Origin of the sequence: Haloechinothrix aidingensis, assembly GCF_013450155.1 — a bacterium.
In the GTDB taxonomy this organism is placed as follows: domain Bacteria; phylum Actinomycetota; class Actinomycetes; order Mycobacteriales; family Pseudonocardiaceae; genus Haloechinothrix; species Haloechinothrix aidingensis.
Map to the genome: position 1 here is coordinate 447,966 of NZ_JACCKD010000002.1, position 19,413 is coordinate 467,378.

The 19,413-nt window shown below is 68.6% G+C and carries 16 protein-coding genes and 1 tRNA gene; 9 read left to right on the top strand and 8 right to left on the bottom strand.

Features of this window, described 5'->3' with window-relative positions:
- Nucleotides 1–106: 106 nt before the first annotated feature.
- Nucleotides 107–235 carry a hypothetical protein gene (locus tag H0B56_RS23205; RefSeq protein ID WP_281373630.1) on the bottom strand — a complete coding sequence of 43 codons (129 nt, stop codon included), beginning with the start codon at nt 233–235 and terminating at the stop codon, nt 107–109.
- Between H0B56_RS23205 and H0B56_RS06650 the strand changes: the two genes are divergently transcribed.
- Together H0B56_RS06650 and H0B56_RS06655 are read left to right on the top strand one after the other, a co-directional pair.
- Complete coding sequence (locus H0B56_RS06650; RefSeq protein ID WP_343063783.1) at nt 225–983, top strand: thioredoxin-like domain-containing protein; 759 nt, start codon at nt 225–227, stop codon at nt 981–983. The genes H0B56_RS23205 and H0B56_RS06650 overlap by 11 nt on opposite strands.
- A gap of 40 nt (nt 984–1,023) precedes the next feature.
- On the top strand, nt 1,024–1,791 hold the full coding sequence (locus tag H0B56_RS06655; RefSeq protein WP_180892039.1) for a DUF305 domain-containing protein: 768 nt from the start codon (nt 1,024–1,026) through the stop codon (nt 1,789–1,791).
- Between the two features lie 55 nt (nt 1,792–1,846).
- On the opposite strand, the gene H0B56_RS06660 is transcribed toward H0B56_RS06655, so the two are convergent.
- Nucleotides 1,847–2,761 carry a cation diffusion facilitator family transporter gene (locus H0B56_RS06660; protein WP_180892381.1) on the bottom strand — a complete coding sequence of 305 codons (915 nt, stop codon included), beginning with the start codon at nt 2,759–2,761 and terminating at the stop codon, nt 1,847–1,849.
- A gap of 229 nt (nt 2,762–2,990) precedes the next feature.
- On the opposite strand from H0B56_RS06660, the gene H0B56_RS06665 reads away from it, so the two are divergent.
- Nucleotides 2,991–3,066, top strand: a tRNA-Arg gene (locus tag H0B56_RS06665).
- Nucleotides 3,067–3,242: 176 nt separating this feature from the next.
- Here H0B56_RS06665 and H0B56_RS06670 read toward each other — a convergent pair.
- Both H0B56_RS06670 and H0B56_RS06675 read right to left on the bottom strand, forming a co-directional pair.
- Nucleotides 3,243–4,931, bottom strand: coding sequence for a serine/threonine-protein kinase (locus tag H0B56_RS06670; protein WP_180892040.1), 1,689 nt, complete (start codon nt 4,929–4,931; stop codon nt 3,243–3,245).
- A gap of 194 nt (nt 4,932–5,125) precedes the next feature.
- Nucleotides 5,126–5,635: a TrmH family RNA methyltransferase gene (locus H0B56_RS06675; protein ID WP_180892041.1), complete on the bottom strand. Its 510-nt coding sequence runs from the start codon at nt 5,633–5,635 to the stop codon at nt 5,126–5,128.
- 212 nt (nt 5,636–5,847) lie between these two features.
- Here H0B56_RS06675 and H0B56_RS06680 point away from each other — a divergent pair, with 212 nt between their 5' ends.
- Entirely contained in the window at nt 5,848–6,621 is a 774-nt protein-coding gene (locus tag H0B56_RS06680) for an ABC transporter ATP-binding protein (RefSeq protein WP_425484510.1), read from the top strand.
- A gap of 10 nt (nt 6,622–6,631) precedes the next feature.
- Entirely contained in the window at nt 6,632–9,169 is a 2,538-nt protein-coding gene (locus H0B56_RS06685; RefSeq protein ID WP_180892043.1) for an ABC transporter permease, read from the top strand.
- A gap of 69 nt (nt 9,170–9,238) precedes the next feature.
- Here the strand turns inward: H0B56_RS06685 and H0B56_RS06690 are convergent, their stop codons facing one another.
- The gene (locus H0B56_RS06690; RefSeq protein ID WP_180892044.1) at nt 9,239–9,838 is read right to left on the bottom strand and encodes a TetR/AcrR family transcriptional regulator; all 600 of its coding nucleotides are present in this window, start codon (nt 9,836–9,838) and stop codon (nt 9,239–9,241) included.
- 160 nt (nt 9,839–9,998) lie between these two features.
- Between H0B56_RS06690 and H0B56_RS06695 the strand changes: the two genes are divergently transcribed.
- From H0B56_RS06695 to H0B56_RS06705, 3 genes are all read left to right on the top strand, one after another.
- On the top strand, nt 9,999–11,798 hold the full coding sequence (locus tag H0B56_RS06695; RefSeq protein ID WP_180892045.1) for a hydroxysqualene dehydroxylase: 1,800 nt from the start codon (nt 9,999–10,001) through the stop codon (nt 11,796–11,798).
- Between the two features lie 272 nt (nt 11,799–12,070).
- Nucleotides 12,071–13,147, top strand: coding sequence for a glycerophosphodiester phosphodiesterase family protein (locus tag H0B56_RS06700; RefSeq protein ID WP_180892046.1), 1,077 nt, complete (start codon nt 12,071–12,073; stop codon nt 13,145–13,147).
- A 150-nt stretch (nt 13,148–13,297) separates the two neighbouring features.
- Nucleotides 13,298–14,101 (top strand): class I SAM-dependent methyltransferase, encoded by an 804-nt coding sequence (locus tag H0B56_RS06705; protein ID WP_180892047.1) that lies wholly within the window; start codon nt 13,298–13,300, stop codon nt 14,099–14,101.
- 86 nt (nt 14,102–14,187) lie between these two features.
- On the opposite strand, the gene H0B56_RS06710 is transcribed toward H0B56_RS06705, so the two are convergent.
- Together H0B56_RS06710 and H0B56_RS06715 are read right to left on the bottom strand one after the other, a co-directional pair.
- Nucleotides 14,188–15,057 (bottom strand): hypothetical protein, encoded by an 870-nt coding sequence (locus tag H0B56_RS06710; protein WP_180892048.1) that lies wholly within the window; start codon nt 15,055–15,057, stop codon nt 14,188–14,190.
- Entirely contained in the window at nt 15,054–16,556 is a 1,503-nt protein-coding gene (locus H0B56_RS06715) for a glycosyltransferase (RefSeq protein ID WP_180892049.1), read from the bottom strand. Before H0B56_RS06715 ends, H0B56_RS06710 begins: the two co-directional genes overlap by 4 nt.
- Nucleotides 16,557–16,840: 284 nt before the next feature.
- On the opposite strand from H0B56_RS06715, the gene H0B56_RS06720 reads away from it, so the two are divergent.
- Nucleotides 16,841–18,142: a glycosyltransferase gene (locus H0B56_RS06720; RefSeq protein WP_180892050.1), complete on the top strand. Its 1,302-nt coding sequence runs from the start codon at nt 16,841–16,843 to the stop codon at nt 18,140–18,142.
- Here the strand turns inward: H0B56_RS06720 and H0B56_RS06725 are convergent.
- Entirely contained in the window at nt 18,135–19,112 is a 978-nt protein-coding gene (locus H0B56_RS06725; protein WP_219632372.1) for an FkbM family methyltransferase, read from the bottom strand. The genes H0B56_RS06720 and H0B56_RS06725 overlap by 8 nt on opposite strands.
- Nucleotides 19,113–19,413 lie beyond the last annotated feature (301 nt).

Consider the following 19,413-nt stretch of genomic DNA (forward strand, 5'->3'; position numbering starts at 1 on the left):
GTTGACAGCGGTCACACGTCGACTGCTTAGACTGGGCCGGGTCACACGCCAATCCGCCACTCCGCGCCGCTTCCCGGCGGGCGCGAGGGCACGGCACGAGACGAGGTCAGCGCAGGATCATGGCCAAAGGTGGGCGAAAGAAGGGCGCGAAGCCTTCCGGCGTCGCCGCGGTGAGGTCGAGCATGGTGAACACCCGGCAGATTCCGTGGGGAACGATCATCGCGGTGGTTGCCATCGTGGCGCTCGCCGCCGTCGTGTTCGGCTACTACCTCGTGGAGTCGGCCCCGCAGCGGGCTCAGGAGCAACGCGAGGAAGCGGCCGCCGCGGAGTTCACCCCGACCGCGGACAACCCGGACCCGTCCGAGGACATCGAAGGCATCACGATCGAGTCGTACGATCCCGGCCAGCACATCCAGCGGGACCAACGGGTGGACTACGACCACAGCCCACCGTTCGGCGGACCGCACGAAGGTACGTGGGCGGCGTGCAACGGGATCGTCTACCCCGAGGGTGTGCGTTCGGAGAACATGGTGCACTCGCTCGAGCACGGTGCGGTCTGGATCGCCTACAACCCCGATGAGCTCGACGCCGAGGAGCGTGAGCAGCTCGAGGTTCGGGTCGAGGGCCGGCCGTACACCATGATGTCGCCCTACCCGGGCCTCGACGCACCCATCTCGCTGCAGTCCTGGGGACACCAGCTCAAGGTCGAGGACGCCGACGACGAGCGGATCGACCAGTTCATCGTCGCGCTGCGCCGGAACACGAACACCTATCCGGAAGCACGCGGTACCTGTGACGCGCTCGGCCCCGGCCAGTTCGACCCGGACAACCCGCCGCCGTTCGACCCCACGCCTCCCGGCGACGACGCCGTGCCGATGAACCCGGACCAGAGCGAGCTGACCTCTGAGGACGCCATGGACGATCAGCCGCCGGAGGGCGGGCAGCCACCGGCCGAGGGCGAGCCGGACGACAGCGAGGAGTGACGTCGATGCGCCGTGCGCCTGTGGCCGGACGGAACGAGCCGTGACCGCCGAGGAGCCACCCGCGGGGAGTGAGCCGGGTAACGACCCCGACACCCGTGGTGACGCCGCCGCGACAGCCGCAGGCGGTGCCGGGACGGTCACCTGGCCGCGTGTGGTGATCTTCGCAGGCGTGGCGCTCGCCTTGCTGCTTGTCGGCGCCACGGCCGGGCTGCTCCTCGGGCGCGCGGAGCTTCTCAGCGAGCCGAGCACCCCGGAGCCCGGCGCGGTGGACGTCGGTTTCGCCCAGGACATGTCCGTGCATCACCACCAGGCCGTCACGATGGGCAACTGGGTGCGTGACCACAGCACCGATCCGCGCGTGCGGCAGCTCGGCTTCGACATCGCCAGCGCCCAGCTCGGCGAGGCGGGCACGATGGAGGGCTGGCTCACGCTCTGGGACGAGCCACTCGCCGCTCCTGGTGCGTACATGACGTGGATGGACGACGGCGAGCACGGGCACGGACAGGCGAGTTCCGGAGGGGACGACGAGACCGAGGCGCCCATGCCCGGCATGGCCACGAGCGACGAGCTCGCCCGCATGCGTTCGCTCTCCGGTACCGAGCTCGATGTGTACTTCCTGCAGCTCATGCACCGGCACCACCTCGGCGGGGTGGACATGGCCGAGTACACCGTGGACAACGCCGAGATTCCCGCCGTGCGCAGGCTCGCGCAGAGCATGCTCGACGTGCAGGGCGCCGAGGTCGAGATCATGGAGAACATGCTCGCCGACCGCGACGCCGAACCGCTCCCCTTCCCCACCCCTGAATGATGTGCTGAACGACGCTTTCAGTCCGGCACGCGGGCCGAAAGCGTCGTTCCGCACATCACCAGCTGGGGGTGTCGCAGTTCTCGGCGCTCTCGGGCGGTTCGACCTGCAGCGTGGTGTGCTGGATGTGGTACTCGACCGACAGCAGGTGACGGGCTCGTTCGAGCACATCGGCATGCTCGGCATCGGCGTCGACCGTCAGGTGCGCCGAGGCGACCTCCATACCGGAGGTCAATGTCCACACGTGCAGGTCGTGCACATCGATGACCCCGGCCAGCTCGTCGAGCCTGCCCGCGAGGTCGTCCACGTCGATGCGCTCGGGCGCGTGCTGGAACAGGATCCGCAGCGACCGCCGCGCCAGCGAGAACGCGCGCGGGAGCACGAACACCGCGATCCCCACTCCCATCAGCGGGTCGGCGTAGCGCCATCCGGTCAGCAGCGTGATGACTCCGCTGACCAGCACACCGACCGAGGCGATCAGGTCCGCCAGCACCTCCAGGTAGGCGCCTTTCAGGTTGAGGCTCTCCTTGGCCCCGGAGCGCAACAGGAAGAACGAGACGAAGTTGGCCACGATCCCGGCGCCTGCCGCGAGCATCACGGGCAGTGCAGCGACCTCCGGCGGGTCGGTGAACCGCCGGATCGCTTCCACGAGCACGTAGCCCGCGACCCCGAAGAGCAACAGCGCGTTGAACAACGCGGCGAAGACCTCGCTGCGGTACATACCGAAGGTCCGCGTCGCGGTCGGGACCGTGCGCTGCGCGACGAGGATGGCGATCAGGGCCATCCCGACGCCGAACACGTCGGTGAGCATGTGCGCCGCGTCGGACAGCAGTGCCAGCGACCCCGTCAGGAACGCCACGGTGAACTCGAAGATCATGAAGACGCCCGCGACGCAGAACGCGGCGGCGAGGCGCTTCACGTAGCGTCCGGACGCGCTGGCCGGAGGCACTTCCGGCCCGTGCACATGCCCCATCGAGATACCTCCCGTCGCGTCCGTGACCAGAATATATAGTGACATGCGCATGTATTCAACAGATGCTCGTTCAGTGTGGCAGAGATCAAACACGCTCGCCCGGCGTGGGCTCTCACGTTCCGGACGTACTCGATTCTCGATACCGAACACACGACGGGCGCTGTGCGACGCGTCGAAAGCGTACGATAGGCTGACTTCCGCACGCCGACAGAGATCGGCGCGCCCATCCGCCCCCGTAGCTCAGCGGATAGAGCACTGCCCTCCGGAGGCAGGTGTCGCAGGTTCGAGTCCTGCCGGGGGCGCCACCCCATAACTTCGTAGAACCGGCCCTGGCCAGCGGAAACGCTGCCAGGGCCGGTTTCGTGTGCTACCCGGCCAGATCCAGCCGGATGCGGCCGGCCCTGGGCGATGCGTGGACACCCTCGGCTGCGGCAGCCGAGGGCCGCGTCGACATTCCGGGAGCCTGCCGCCGCACCGAGCGTCACTCCCCTTCGGTCCCGCCCTCCTCCTCCGGCGGTTCCGCCGGGGGCGTCTCGTCTTCCGGCGGTTCGTCGTCCTCAGCAGGCGGGGGCGTCTCCTCTTGCTCGTCCTGGTCCTCGCCCTCCTCCTCTTCGGGCTCGCCCTCCTCATCGTCGTCATCGTTGCCCTGACCCGGCTGCGGTTCCGTTTCCTCCTGCGGGGTTTGTGGCGAGGGCTGAGGGTCGGGCGCGGGAGCGTCGACGTCGCGCCGCAACACGTCATCGCCGTTGATCAACAGTTCGTCTTCGGCCGCGATGAGGGTGAGCTCATGGGCCTCGGTGACCACGCTGCCGTCCGGCATCGACAACTCGACCTCGACGCGCACCGAGTCGTCGCCGGTCGCGCGCGGCGACGAGGTCACAGCGACTGCCGAGACCTCGGACCACCGCTCGAGGTAGGGCTGTTTGCCCTGCTCACGCAGTTCGGGACCGAGGCGGCTCCATGCCTGCTCGGCCCGGTCGGGTAGCAGCGCGTAGTACTCCGACACGGCCCGTTCCCGCTCCGCGGCAGCCATGGACACAGCCGACCCGGCACCGCGCTCCTCATCCGGCCCCAACAGTGCGTACAGGCCGAGGCCGGCCAGCAGCGCCAAGGCAACAGCCGCGAACAGGTACGCACGTTTGCGGAGACGGGGAGGACGTTGCTTTCCCGCCGCACCGGGAGCCAACAACGTGCGATCCGGGCCCGCTGATCCCTGTTCGCCCCCGGGCGGCATGTCCGTCGCTGTCCGCCCTCCGGACGTGCTCGGCATGGTTGCCGTGGCGCCAGGCGTGCCCGTCCGGCTGCCCCATTCCGCGGTCGCCTCGGCCACCGGCGCCGGCAGTGGCAGACCGAGAGCGACCGACCGCAACCCCTCACCGACCTGCGCAGCGGTGATCCGCTGATCAGGATCGGCGCGCAACATGGCGCCCAGTACCGGCGTCAACGAGCCCGCGTTCCGAGGCGCTGGTACGGCGCCTTCGGCGACCTTGTACAGCAACGCCAGCGCGTTGTCCTCGCTGGTACCGAACGGGGGCGCGCCTTCGACGGCCGCGTACAGCGTGGCTGCCAGGGAGAAGACGTCGGATCCGGGCGTCGGCCGCTGTCCGCGCGCTACCTCGGGCGCGAGGTAGGCGGGCGTGCCCGCCACCAGGCCGGTCTGGGTGACGACGACGTCCCCGGTGGCATGCGAGATGCCGAAGTCGGTGATCTTGGCTGTCCCGTCCTCGGCGATGAGGACGTTGGCCGGCTTGATATCGCGGTGGACGATCCCCGCTGCGTGGGCCGCGGCCAGCGCCGAAGCGACCTGGCCGCCGATCCTGGCTACCGTCGCCGGATCGAGGTGGTGCTGCTCGGCGAGGATGTCGGCGAGGCTGCGCGACCGCAGGTACTCCATGACCAGCACCGGCATGCCGTCGTCGAGAACGACGTCGAAGACGCCGATGGCGTTCGGATGGTGCAGCCGGGCTGCGACCCGCCCCTCACGCATGACCCGCTCTCGCGCTTCGTCGGCGCGCTCCGGATCCAGCGCCGCCTGCTGCAGGAGTTGCTTGACGGCCACCTGCCGTTGCAACCGCTCGTCGGTGGCCTCCCAGACGACACCCATGGCGCCGCTGCCCACCCGCTGTCGCAGGCGGTAGCGGCCGGCTAGCAGGTCACCGGAGTCGCTCAACGGCAGCACCTCTGGCACACGATGTTCACGGCACCAGGTTAGTCCTGTCCCCGCGGCAGTCTTCCGTCGGCGCGGCTCCCGTGCGTGGTCGTGTGGCTTTCCGGTCGCCGGGGCCGCCGGAATGTCTCACGATCACGCCGGTACGGGCATACGGAGGACATCCCGCTGCCGACCGAGCCGAGCGACCGGAGGTCTCACGCCGTCCGCAGGGCGTACAGCGCGATCCCGGCAGCCACGCTGACGTTGAGCGTTTCCTTCCTGCCGTAGACGGGGATCTGCAACAGCAGGTCGCAGGCATCTCGCAGGTCGTGATTGATGCCGACGACCTCGTCACCGAGAAGCAACGCGACCTTGCCTCCCGGCGAGTACTCGTCGATCGCGGCCGCGCCCGGATCGTTCTCCAGCCCGACGATGGTGTAGCCGTCGTCGCGGAGCGAGGCGAGCAGCGCGTGCACATCCTCGCGGGTCTCGAACGGCACCAGCCGTTCCGCCCCCGCGGCGACCTTGGCCAGGCGGCGCGTCTGCTGCTCCTGCAACCTGGCGTCCCGCGGGTCGCCGGGATACGCGGGATGCGGGGTGAAGCCGGTGACATACACCATGCCCACCGCGAAGACCTCGCCGGTGCGCAACAACGAGCCGACATTGTGCACTGACCGGAGGTTGTGCGCGACCACCACGATGCTGCGCTGTTCGTAGCTGCTCACAACACAGGCAGCCTACCCGGCGCTGGTTCGGGCGATGACGGGCCGCACCGGCGTTCTCCCTGAGACACCCCTCAGGGAGACCCTGAAATCCTGTCCGGCATCCACCTGAAATCGACGCGAACGGGATGCGGAGACGGCGCAGGCCGCTCTACTGTCATCTCGAACTGGGACACAGCCGCACAGGTACTGGGGATACTCCACGGAAGGGGACAATCTTGTCCACAGCAGCCACAGGCTCGCACGTACCGACACGGACAGCCGCTCGCGCCGTCGAGCTCACCAAGGTCTACGGCAGCGGCGAGACCGAGGTCCGCGCGCTGGACGCCGTGGACGTCGAGATCCCGCGCGGCCGGTTCACCGCCGTGATGGGGCCGTCTGGCTCGGGCAAGTCGACACTGATGCACTGTCTCGCCGGGCTGGACACCGTCACCAGCGGCACCGTCCTCGTCGGCGACGTCGACCTGACCGGCCTCAAGGACGCGCAGCTCACCCGGCTACGCCGTGACAAGATCGGCTTCATCTTCCAGGCGTTCAACCTGCTGCCGACGCTGACGGCACTGGAGAACATCACGTTGCCCTCCGACATCGCGGGGCGCAAGCCGGACGCCGCGTGGCTGGACACCGTGGTCGAGGCGGTCGGCCTCGGTGACCGGTTGTCGCACCGCCCCGCCGAGCTCTCCGGCGGGCAGCAGCAGCGGGTGGCGTGTGCGCGAGCGCTGGCCTCACGGCCCGAGCTCATCTTCGGCGACGAACCGACAGGCAACCTCGACTCGCGTTCGGGTGCCGAGGTGCTCGGGTTCCTGCGCCGCAGCGTCGACGAGCTCGGTCAGACCATCGTGATGGTCAGCCACGACCCGACCGCGGCCGCCTACGCAGATCACGTGCTGTTCCTGCAGGACGGCAGGATCGTCGACGAGATGCCGGAACCGACAACCGACAAGGTCATCGAGCGCATGAAGGCGTTCGACGGCAGGCAAGACGGCTGAGGGGATCGGCATGTTCAAGGCGACGCTGCGTAGCTTCCTCGCGCACAAGGGACGGCTGTTCCTCTCGGTGCTTGCCATCACACTGGCCACCGCATTCGTGGCGGGCACCTTCATGTTCACCGACACGATCACCCGCACGTTCGACCGGATCTTCGCCTCGGCCAACCCCGATGTCACCGTCTCACCGGCGGACACGGACGCCGAGGCCGACGCCATCTCGGGACGCACAGCGAGCCTCCCCGCAGAGACGGTCGGCACGCTGCGTGCACAGGTGCCGGACGCGCAGGAGGTCATGCCCGAGGTGCTGTTGCAGAGCATCACGGTCGTCGACGCGGGCAACGAGACGCTCAACCCCGAAGGACCGCCGACCGTCCTCGGCACCTGGTACGAGGCCGACTGGTCACCGCTCGAGCTGACCTCCGGGACGTCCCCGGACGGCGACGAGGTCATCGTCGACGCCGACACTGCGGAGAACAAGGACGTCGCCGTCGGCGACACGCTGCGGATCATCGCGGGCACCGGTGAGTACCGGGCCAGCGTCTCCGGAATCGCCTCGTTCTCCACCACCAACCCGGGCGCTGCGTACTTCATGGTCGACCTGCCCACGGCACAGGAGGTCATGGGGCAGGGCGACGCGCTGACCAACATCTCCCTGCAGGCCGTCGACGGCGTCAGCAACGAGGAGCTCAAGGAGCAGGTACTCGCCGCCCTCGGTGACGGTTACACCGTGGAGACGCGCGAGGAAGCAGCGGCCACGCAGTCCGAGGAGATCGGCGAGTTCCTGTCCTTCATCCGGTACGGCATGCTCGGCTTCGCCGGTATCTCGCTGCTGGTCGGCGGGTTCCTCATCGTCAACACCTTCGGCATGCTGATCGCGCAGCGCACCCGCGAGGTGGGCCTGCTGCGCGCGGTGGGGGCCACCAGCGGCCAGGTCCGCCGGTCCATCCTCATCGAGGCTGTCCTGCTCGGCGTCGTCGGCGCCACGCTCGGCCTGGGGGCCGGTGCCGGTATCGCGCTGCTGCTGATCTGGCTCATGTCGACGCTCGGGATGAACCTCAAGGGCACGGAGCTCGCGTTCACCCCGGCCACGGTCATCGCGGCCTACGCCGTCGGCATCCTCATCACGGTGGTGGCGGCGCTGGTTCCCGCACGCCGCGCGAGCCGCATCTCGCCGATGGCCGCGCTCACCGAGGCCGCCGCGCCGGCAGCCAGACCGCTGGCGCCTCGTGTGATATCCGGCGTGCTGCTCGGCGCGGCGGGTACCGCCGGCCTGGGTGCCGCGATACAGGCCGACGGCGCGGCAAGCGGCCTCCTGTTCGGCGCGGGCGTGCTGCTCACACTGCTGGCCGCGGTGCTGGTCGGTCCCGCACTCGCCAAGGCCGTCGTGCCGGTGCTGAGCTGGCCGTTCATCAAGGCGTTCGGTTCCGTGGGCAGGCTCGGCCAGCAGAACGTGCTCCGTAACCCGCGCCGCGCCAACGCCACGGCGGCGGCGCTGATGATCGGGCTGGCACTGGCGAGCGGTACGTCGATCTTCGCGTCGTCGATGAAGACCTCGTTCTTCGAGCAGATCGACAACGCGCTCGGCGCCGACTTCCAGGTCGGCGGCAGCTTCAACGCCCCGCCACAGCCGTTTCCGGGCTCGGTGGCCGAGGCGGTTCGCGACGTCGACGGCGTCGAGACCGTGACACGGCAACGTATGGTGCAGGCGACCATGTCCGGCGACCAGGACACGCAGGTGATGCTCAACGCGGTCGATACGAACTTCGGCGAGGCGATGACCATCGACTATGCCGAGGGTGACGGTGAACAGGCGCTGCGCGGCGGGGAGCTCATCGTGACCGAGGACCAGGCGACCGAGCTCGGCGTAGCACCGGGCGATGTCGTGCCGCTCGACTTCGGGTCCGGTGTGACGGCGGAGCTGACCGTCGGTGCGATCTCGCAGGGCGGTCAGGCCATGAACGCTGTCAGCATCGACACGCTCGAGGACCTGCTGCCGGGCACCCAGGACGTCGCGCTGATGGTCACCATGGCCTCCGGCGCCGACGCGACCGCCGTCGAGCAGGCACTCGGCACGGCGCTCGAACCGTACCCGCAGGTGGAGCTGCGCGACCAGACCGAGATCAAGGATGAGGTCGCCGGGCAGGTGGACTTCCTGCTGTACCTGGTCTGGGGCCTGCTGGCGCTGTCGATCATCATCGCCATTCTCGGCGTGATCAACACCCTTGCCCTGTCCGTCGTGGAGCGCACCCGCGAGGTCGGGTTGCTTCGCGCGGTGGGCACCACTCGCATCCAGATCCGCCGCATGGTGCGCCTGGAGTCGGTGATGATCGCCGTCTACGGTGCCACGCTCGGGCTCGTGCTCGGCCTGGCGTGGGGAGTCGCGGGCCAGCGGCTACTGGCAGGCGAGGGACTGACCGAGCTGACGATCCCGTGGGACACGATCGCCTACGTACTCGTCGGGGCGGCCGCCGTCGGCCTGGTCGCCGCGATCGGCCCGGCCGTCCGCGCATCGAGGATGAACGTCCTCGGCGCCATCGCGACCGAGTGAACGGTCACGGCCCGGCCCGGCGACATGGCGTCACCGGGCCGGGCCGCCGCCGGCCGCGCACGCCGCGCGTCAACCGAGCGCTCCCCCGGCACTCCCTGCCAGCCCGCTCCAGAGGAGGTCCATCGCCGCGTCGATGGCTTCGCCGCGATCGATGCCGCGACGGACGTGCCGCCATTCGACCGCCCTCGTCAGCGCACCGACCAGCATCTCGACGGTCAGCTCGGCACGCATGCTCGACGGGTCGATGCCCGCGCTCGTGAGGTCGTCGGCCAGCAACTCGACGACCGCGTGGTTGCGCTGCTCGGCGACCTGGCTCCACGCTGCGTCGATCTCGGCGTCGCCGTGCGTGGCGTTGACGAACAGCATCCGCCAGGCATTCGGGTAGCGCTCGGCGAAGGTGAACACCGTGTCGACCGTGGCGCGCATCCGCTGCTCCGGAGCGCCCTCGCCGGTGATACTCGCCCCGATGTAGCCGAGGAAGGCCGCGCTCTGTTCCTGTAACGCCGCGAGGAAGAGAGCCTTCTTGGACGGGAAGTAGTCGTAGACGACCGCGCGCGTGACGCCGGAGCGGGCGGCGACGTCGCCCATACCCGAGGCGCCGTAACCGCCGGAGGCGAACGCGTCGACCGCCGCGCTCACGATGCGCGCTCGCCGCGCGGGAGCGCTCATTCGACGCTGCACACGATCGATCCGATTCACTTTCACATTCGCAGGTTAGCAGTATTACCTCCAGTTCAGCGCATTCATATGCGCCATTGACTACCGACACATCTGTTGGTTAAGTTTTGTTGTCATCACGACAACTCCTCGGGAAGCGGGGTAAGCACTGATGACGGACACCCGGGCAAGCTCGGTCTCGCGCCGCCGATTCCTCCGCGGCACCGGTGTCGCCGCGGCTACCGCCGGGCTCACCGCAGGCTCATTGCCCACCGCAGGCGCCGGCCCGGCGTGGCGCGCCAGGCGGTCGGGCGGCAAGTCGGTCGCCGTGCTCGGGGGCGGCATGGCCGGGCTCGCCGCTGCCCACGAGCTGGTGGAGCGTGGCTTCCGGGTGACCGTGCTCGAGCCGGTCGCGCTCGGCGGCAAGGCGCGCAGCATACCCGTGCCGGGCACCGGCGAGGGCGGCAGGAAGGAACTGCCCGGCGAGCACGGCTTCCGGTTCTTCCCCGGCTTTTACCACAACGTTCCGGACACGATGCGGCGCATCCCGTTTCCCGGTAACGCCAACGGCGTGTGGGACAACCTGGTCGCGGCCACCGAGGGCAAGTACCCGCGAGCCAACGGCCGTGCGGACGCAACGATGTTCGGGATGCTGCCCGACCCGGCGGGCGCGCTCACCCCGGACGGGCTGCGGCGGATCCTGGTCGAGGAGATCGTCAAGCAGCAGGGCATCAAGCCGTGGGAGGCGGAGTTCTTCGCCAACCGGATCGTCGTGTTCCTGACCAGCAGCGACGAGCGCCGGTTCGGACAGTGGGAACACGTCTCCTGGTGGGACTACGTCCGGGCGGAGCAGTACTCCGATGAGTACCGCAATGTCGTCGCCGAAGGGCTGACCCGCCAGCTCGTCGCCGCCAAGGCCGATGTGGCCAGCACTCGCACCATCGGCAACATGGCCGAGGCGTTCATCATGAACATCATGCGCCGAGGCAACGACGGCGAGCTGGACCGCGTCCTCAACGCACCCACCAACGAAGCCTGGATCGACCCGTGGGTCCGTCTACTCCGTACCCTCGGGGCCGAGTTCCGGCTCGGTGAGGCCGTGACCGCACTGCACGTCGACAATGGCCAGATCCGTTCCGTACGGGTGCGCGACGGCGACGGAGACACCGCCGACTTCGAAGCCGACTGGTTCGTGTGCGCGATGCCGGTGGAGCGCGCGAGGAAGCTCTGGTCCCGCGACGTGCTGGCGCTCGACTCCAGCCTGGAAGGCACAACGGAGCTGACGACCGAGTGGATGACCGGGATCCAGTACTACCTGCGGGAACGGATCGACTACACGCACGGGCACATCAGCTTCGTCGACTCGCAATGGGCGATCACCGCGCTCACCCAGGACCAGTTCTGGGAGCACCGGAACTTCCGTGCCGACTACGGTGACGGCAACGTTGCCGATTGCCTCTCCGTGGACATCTCGGACTGGAACACCCCGGGGATGCTCTTCGGCAAGCCTGCAAGCCGGTGCACCGCCGACGAGATCGCGCGCGAGACCTGGGCCCAGATGAAGGCACACCTGGAGGACACCGGGGAGTCGTGGCTGCCGGACGAGATCCTGCACTCCTGGTTCCTGGACCCGGCGATCGTCTGGGATCCGGACCGGCAGCGCAACACCAACGAGACACCCTTGCTGATCAACACCACCAGCTCGTGGGACAAGCGCCCTACCGCGCACACGGGGGTGCCCAACCTCTTCCTGGCAGGCGACTTCGTACGCACCGACGTCGATCTCGCCACCATGGAATGCGCGAACGAGTCCGGGCGGGCAGCGGTCAACGCCCTGCTCGACGCGGCGGACTCCAACGCGGAGCGTGTGACGGTGTACGAGCTGTACGACCCGCCGGAGTTCGAAGCCTTCAAGGCCACGGACGCGCAGCTCTACCGCGCAGGCCTCCCGCACGCCCTCGACCGCCCCTGACCGGGCAAGCCACCGTCACCACAGCCCGTCGACGCCGTCGCGACGGGCGATCACGAACGCGTCGGACATACCGACCGTCCCGCTTCCACGGCGGCGCGCGGTATGCCGGATGCGGAGCGGACACGCGAGTCCACCGCATCGAAGTCCGCGCTCCCCGGCGGTAGGATCGGTAACCACGAAGGGCGGGCCGACCGACCCGGCCCCGGAGGAGCTCGCCCGGACAAGCCGGTACGAACCCGTACGGCGAGAACGGAGAGAGCGAGTCAGGTTCCATGCCGGACGCGTCACCTGTCGCGTGCGGGCGCGCGCCCCAGCGGATCATCGGTCACAGAGGTGCGGCCGGGTACCGGCCCGAGCAGACCATCGCCGCCTTCGAGCTCGCCGCGCGGATGGGGGTCGGCTACCTCGAGTGCGACCTGGTCAGTACCGCTGACGGCGTACTGGTCGCCGGCCACGGCGCCACCCTCAGCCAGACGACCGACGTGACCGAGCGCCCCGAGTTCGCGGACCGGCGGACCACCAGGACGATCGACGGAACGCGGATCGACGACGACTGGTTCGTCGAGGATTTCACCATCGACGAGATCAAGACGCTGCGCGTGCGCGAGCCCAGCCCGGCGATCCGCCGGTACAGCACGCTCTACGACGATCGCTACGAGATCGCGACACTGCGGGAGATCATCGACATCACCGCGACACTGTCCGCGACGCTGGGCAGACACATCGGCCTCTACCTGGAGACCAAGCACCCGAGCTACTTCCGGCAGATCGGCAAGCCACTCGAGCCCGCCCTCGTCGAAACCCTGGATCAGTACGGGCTCAACGCCCCCGGCTCCGGCGTATACATCCAGTCATTCGAAGTCACCAACCTCCTGGAGCTTCGAGAGCAGCTACACCTTCCGCTGGTCCAGCTCACCTGGGTCGCCTCGGCACCGTACGACCGGGTGTCGGCAGGCGACCCGCGCAGCTACGCGGACATGATGACCCCGGAAGGCCTCGCGGAGATCGCGACGTATGCAGAGGCGATCGGCCCGAGAAAGGACAGCATCATCCCCCGCACCGGCGACGACGCACTGGGGCAGCCGACGTCGCTCGTCGCTGACGCGCACGACGTGGGCCTCGCGGTGCACCCGTACACGTTCCGCGCGGAGAACGCCTACCTTCCCCGCGAGTTCCGGTCCTCGCTGCGGCGCACCGACCTGGGAGATATGGAAAGCGAGATCGAGGTGTTCCTCGCTGCCGGTGTCGACCGCCTGTTCGTCGACCACCCCGACATCGCCGCGGACGCGCTCGGCAAGCGGCACGCATCCATGCCGGGAGGATCGGGGGCGAACGGCACGTTCACATGATCTTCACTGCGTCAGGCGTCTAATACGGGAGTCACCGTGCCTTTCTCCCGTTGCAGGGCCGTTCCCTGCCCGGGTATCACCGCGACGGTGGCGAACCGCGCGCCGGACCGGTACAGAACTCCGTGGCAACAGCACGAAGAGGACGAATCGATGACCGCAGCCGACTTCGACGCACGCCGCTACTGGGACAAGCGCCTGAAGCGGCGCTGGAGCCTGCACGGCGTCGGGATGGTGAAGCTGTCCCATCGCTATAACAGGTGGATGTACCGGGTACGCCGTTTCGTGTTCCGCCGGACGGTGCGCACGTTGCCCGTGGACCTGCCCTCGTCGACCGTTGTCGACATCGGATCCGGCACCGGCTTCTACATCGCCCTGTGGCAACGTCTCGGTGCCCGGAGTGTCAACGGAGTCGACATCGCCGACAGCGCGGTCGCGCGGTTGCGCGAGAAGTTCCCCGATGTACGTTTCGAGCGCGTCGACGTCTCCGACGAACTTCCGTTCCAGGAAGGCGATTTCGACGTCGTCTCTGCCTTCGACGTGCTGTTCCACATCGTCGACGACAAACGCTACGAACAGGCGCTTGCCAACATCCACAAGCTACTCGGCCCCGATGGGTGGTTCGTCTTCTCCGAGCACTTCGTCTCGCGCAAGAAGCTGGGCGCCAAGCACTATGTGAGCCGCTCGCGCGAGGAGATCGACGAGCTGGTCCGGCAGGCTGGTTTCGACGTCGTCAGCAGGCGGCCCGGCTTCGTGCTCATGGCCCCGCCGTACGGCTCGAACAACCGGTGGCGGTGGCGACTCTGGAACCGCGTCCAGCTGCCCGTCATGAAGCGGGAACGCTTGGGAGGCGTGCTCGGCGCGGTCATGTTCCCGATCGAGCTACTGCTCACACGCGTGCGGAGGCGGACTCCCAGCATGGAGATAGTCGTCTGCCGCAAACGACGGGACCAGTGAGCGCCGCCCGCCCGTGCGCTGGTGACCCGTCCGTCGACGCCGGCCCGTCCGCCGGTCTCGCGCCAGGGATGGGCCGGCGAGTTCGCTCAGCCGGCCGTGCGCACGGACCGGTACGGCGCGCCGACCATCTCCGCGAGGGACACGGCGTCGGCACCGACCGCCAGGACCGTGTACCGTCGCTCGGTTTCCAGGAGCGACGCCAGCCATTCAGCCTGTGCGGTGCGTAAACTCGAGAACTCCGTGGTCGCCGGGTGGTGCCGCTGGGCACGACCGAACGACCCGTCGGGATCGATCCACACCGACATCCAGCAGCGCCCCGTGGTGTCCAGGTAACGGTGGGTCACCGCGCGGCCGGTGCCCGGGTGCAGGTCGACGGCGCGTACCAACCTGCCGCGCTCGTCGATCTCGTCGCGCCGCGACGGCATACTGCCGTGCTGGTAATGGTCGACGACCGTGGTACGACCACGTTCGGTGACGGTCATGACGGGCCTGCCTGCTCGGTAGTACCCCGTGTCCCACACCCGATCGAGCGCCCCGGGATGCGGTTCGGGCACGCCCGCTGTGTGGGGCGAGTACCGGGGCGTGGCTCCCCCGCCGTCCGGGGCGGCGTCGCGCCAGAACCGCCGGACCGCGACCCCGGCGGGGGCACCGGCCAGTGCCGCCGCCGCGGCCGGGTCGTGCGAGTAGTCCATGACGACCAGCTCGGCGGGTGCCCGCAGGCCGGAAGCGAAGTGCACGCACCGGGCGGCTGTGCGCAGTGGTGCGGTCTCTGCCCCGGCCACCAGTACGTACACCCTGCGCCGCCGCAAGCGCAGCGCCAGCACGAAGCCGCACAGGCGAGCAAGGCCCACCGTCGAGCGTGCCTGGCCGGCAGCGCGACGCACGACGGGCCGGAGCCTGCGCGCGGCGGGGCGCGCGTAGGGACGCATCCGTTCCAGCAGGCCGGGTGCGCTCATGAGGTTCCGGCCGCGTGACGGGTCGAAGGGTTCGCGTCGCGGCCGCCCCGGCCGGAGTCGGCCGGGTTCGCGGCCAGTGTGTCGAACAGCTCCAGCCACTCACGCTTCCATCGCTCGGTGGAGAACCGTTCGGTGACCTCGGTCGCGCGCTCGCCAAGCGACCGTGCGAAGTCGTCATCTCCGAGCACGCGGACCATGGCCGCGGCGAGCGCGTCGATGTCGCCCGGGGGCACGAGCAGCCCGTCCACCTCGTCCCGGATCACCTCCGACGGCCCGTAGTTGATGTCGTAGGCCACCACCGGGGTTCCGACACACATCGCCTCGTTGAGTACCAGCCCCCAGCCCTCGTACCAGGAGCTCAGCACGGCGGCGGACGCGCGGGCGAAGACCTCGAGCGGGCGGTCGGTGAACCCGCGGAAGCGAACATGGTCGGCGAGGTCGAGCTTGTCGACGAGCTCCTTGAGCTTGGCCTCGTTGCTACCGCTGCCGTAGATGTCGAACCGGGCGCCCGGCACCTTCGAGGCGACGATCGCGAAGGCGTGAATCGCGTGGCTCAGCCGTTTCTGCGGCTCCATGCGGGCAACCGTGACCAGGAGACCTGCCTCCCGGGTCGCCCGCGTCTCCGGAGGCGGCGCGGCCGCATGGTTGATCACCGTGACGTTCCCTCCGCCGCACCGCGCGGTCAGGTCGCGGCGCTGCCGCTCGGTCAACACGACGACGCTGTCGAACGCATCGAAATTGTCCACAAGGGGCTGCCATGTCGGGTTCGTCGGGTCCGTGGACCGGTACGGCTTGGTGGTGTGGCAGTTGTGCAGCGCGGCCACCGTGCGGGCGCGCGGGTGGCGCAACGCCAGCAGCAGCCGGTCGAACGGGCGCTTGTCGGAGAAGACCACCGGCGCCGGGGAGTCGGCGAGCACCGCATCGACCCACTCGGCGACGCACTCGTAGTAGCTGTCGTAGGCGACCGGTTCCGGCCGGTGCCGCACCGACCGTGTCGTCTTGCCGTCCTCGGAGATCCAGCTCGTCAGCCAGCACGCCCCGGACCGGTCGAACCACCTGCGCAGCGCCCGCGCACCGGTCTCAGGGTTGACGTCGTCCGCCCGCACCAGGCGACCGTCCGGGTCGAAGTACTCCCTGGTCACCACCCGACGGGCGATGTCGTGATGGTCGATCCGCACCACGCGCCCGTTCTTGTCGACGTGCTTGGACTTGGCCAGCACCCCGTTGTCGTAGAAGCGCACGATCCGGCCCGACCCCGACGGCTCGGCGAACGAGGTCAACCCCGGCTCCTCCTCGGCGGCAGCCAGCGGGTCGGGCTCGGTACCACCCCCGCCGGGGGCTGCCTCGCGCCAGAAGTAGCGGATCTCGACCGAGTCGGGCAACCCCCAGCTCCGCCGGATCGCCGCCTCCTCGGCATCCTCGTGCGGCGAGTGATCCGACAGCAACAACCGCACAGGAATACCGGCCTCCGCGAACAGCCGGATGCGCGTGAGGATCATACGGGTGACGCCTCCGCGCTTCGTGCCAAGCGTGCTGAAGACGAAGACGGCCTCGCCGGCTTCCGAACGGGGCGTAGTACCGGTCTCGTTCACGTCACATCCCATAACACTCGAACGGCGGCTGAAGTCGGATGCCGCTGACAAGCACTCCGCCCATTGTTCGTACTATACGACCTGTCAACAGGGCGTGAATACCGTCGTGGCGGCACGCAGACATCGGATCGGTACCGCGCTACGGCGGGTACCGGTCCGGGCAGCAACCGTTCTACCGAGGTGATCCTCTCGTGAGTTCCACGGCGCGATGGTGGCCGAGGCTCGTCAAACCGCCCCTGCGGCTGGCCCGGCGGCTCGCCGTCCGGTTGGTCCGGTACTGGGTAGCGAGGCCGGGCGTGACGCGGGCGTCGCGCCCGGCGGAGGCTCCGGTCAAGATCACCTTTCTGCTCAGCCATGTCTACGGGATGGGCGGGACGATCCGCACCGTTCTCAATGTCGCCGGCCACCTGGAATCCGAATACGATGTCGAGATCACCACCGTGGTTCGCCGCCGGGAACGTCCGTTCTTTCCCATACCGCCCGGCGCGACCGTCCGAGTCCTGCACGACAAGCGCGACATACCGGGCCGGTCACTCATCCGGAACGTCCTCACGCGACTTCCGAGCCTGCTCGTTCACGAGGAGGACTGGGTACACGGTCTGTGCTCGCTGTGGACCGACCTGCAGGTGGCCCGGATGCTCCGGGCACTTCCCCCGCAGATCCTCGTGACGACCCGGCCCGGGCTCAACTTGCTCGCGGCGCAGCTCGCTCCCCCGTGGGTCACGACGGTGGCGCAGGAACACGTCAGTTACCAGCGCCACCGGCCGGGAATCCGCAGGGCGGTCGCGCGTGACTACTCCCGGCTCGACGCTCTCGCGGTACTCACCCACGAGGACGTTCGCCACTACACCGCCGTACTCGGCGACTCGGGAACACACGTCGTCCGGATCACCAACGCGCTTCCCTCCCCCGTCCCGCCTTCCGCGGTACCCCCCGAACCGGCCGGCAGGGAGAAGGTCGTAGCGGCCGCTGGCCGGCTGGTTCCGGAAAAGAGGTTCGACCTGCTGATAGCGGCATTCGAGCTGGTAGCGGTGAAGCATCCCGACTGGCGGCTGCGCATCTACGGCTCGGGGGCGCAACGAGAGCGCTTGCAGCAGCAGATCACGCGGGCGCAGCTGGACAGCCACGTGCACCTGATGGGGCGCAGCAACCGAATGGTCGCGGAGTTCGCGAAGGCCTCGGTCTTCGCGCTGCCCTCCTACGTCGAAGGCTTCGGCCTCGTGGTCATCGAGGCGATGAGTGCCGGGCTTCCCGTCGTGAGCTTCGACGCGGGTGGTCCCGCCGAGATCATCACGCATGGGCACGACGGCCTCCTCGTCCCCGACTCGGGTGAGGAGCGCACTCACGCGTTCGCCGGCGCGCTGCTCGAAACGATCGAGCACCCCGATGACCGCGCGCGGATGGCCGCAGCCGCGGTCGAGACGGCGAGCGGGTTCGACATCGACGCCATCGGCCGTCGCTGGGACGAGCTCTTCCGGATGCTGACTAGGTGAGCGCCGCCGTCCGTGCCAGTACGCAGTCGAACTCGAGCACCCTGCCCGTACCGGTCTCGCGTGTCACCGGGAACATGCCGGTGATCTCGAAGCCGGCCTTCTCGAACGTATCGATCGCCTCCGTCAGTCGTGGCATGCCCTCATAGATCTGCAGCACGGCGACCTCGGACTGCATGCCGACCACCTCGTGCATCCGCTCACCCATGCCGGCGAACACCTCGAGGTCGTAGCCTTGCGTGTCCATCTTCAGGTACAGGCGCGGCTCGGCGAGGTCGGCCGGGATGATCTCGTCGAGCATCCTGTCGAGCCGCCGGACCGGCACCTCGACAGGTGTGATGTCACGGAACCGCTTGTAGCGCCCCGTGCCGTACTCGCTCGGCGGCAGGATGGAACTCATCGTTCCGGAAACGACGTTCATCTCGAGGGTGTCCTCGGCACTGCCCAGCGCACACCCATAAACAGTCCATTTCGGATCATTTGCCGCTTTACCTTCGAGATGCGCGTAAATCTCGGGAACGGGCTCGAACGACACTATGTGTCCGTCATATCCCGCTTGGCGGAGCTGTCGAGCGTACTGTCCCTTATGGGCACCGACATCGATGACGCAGTTCACGCCGTAAGCCTGAAGCTGGTCGGCGACATGTGCCGTGGTCATCCGCTGGAACAACGTCTTATGGATGTCGAAGACATGCCGGCGTGCCGACCGGGGACGCTCGACCATCGCTGCACCGTGCCCGAGCGGCTGAACCTTCGCCGCGTTCGGGACGTGCACCTCACCGACCCCGTCTACCAGGGACGCCACGAGGCCGGAACGCGAACTCACGGCGTCGTTCGGTAGCTGGTACTTCGTAGCCGTCTTGTCACGCGAGACGAGCACCGCGCCCGGTGCGACGCGCCGGACACGGAACCCCGCCCGCTCCAGCAGGCCGCGCACGCGCCTGCGCACGACCGGCGAGATCAGTTTCGTCAACGATGACCTCCAGTCAATACTCTCGTATGGACAGACACCGGTAGCGTAGCGCCGTGCGCACGGCTGTACCGCGCAGCGGGCACGCCCGGCAAGGCTCCCCGGCCCCTCGCACGCGAGACTGGCTTGATCGGGGCCGTACCGGCCCGGACGGCTCGTACCATCACGTCGAATATAGTGGCCGACTCATGTGATCGACGTGAGGCGGTGAAAGCCATCCGGCTTGTCCTCCTGACGCGCGTTGCCCCGTAGGTACGGATCGCCGCGCCCGTGACCGTCCCCGTGCGGAAGCGGCCCTGTGTGG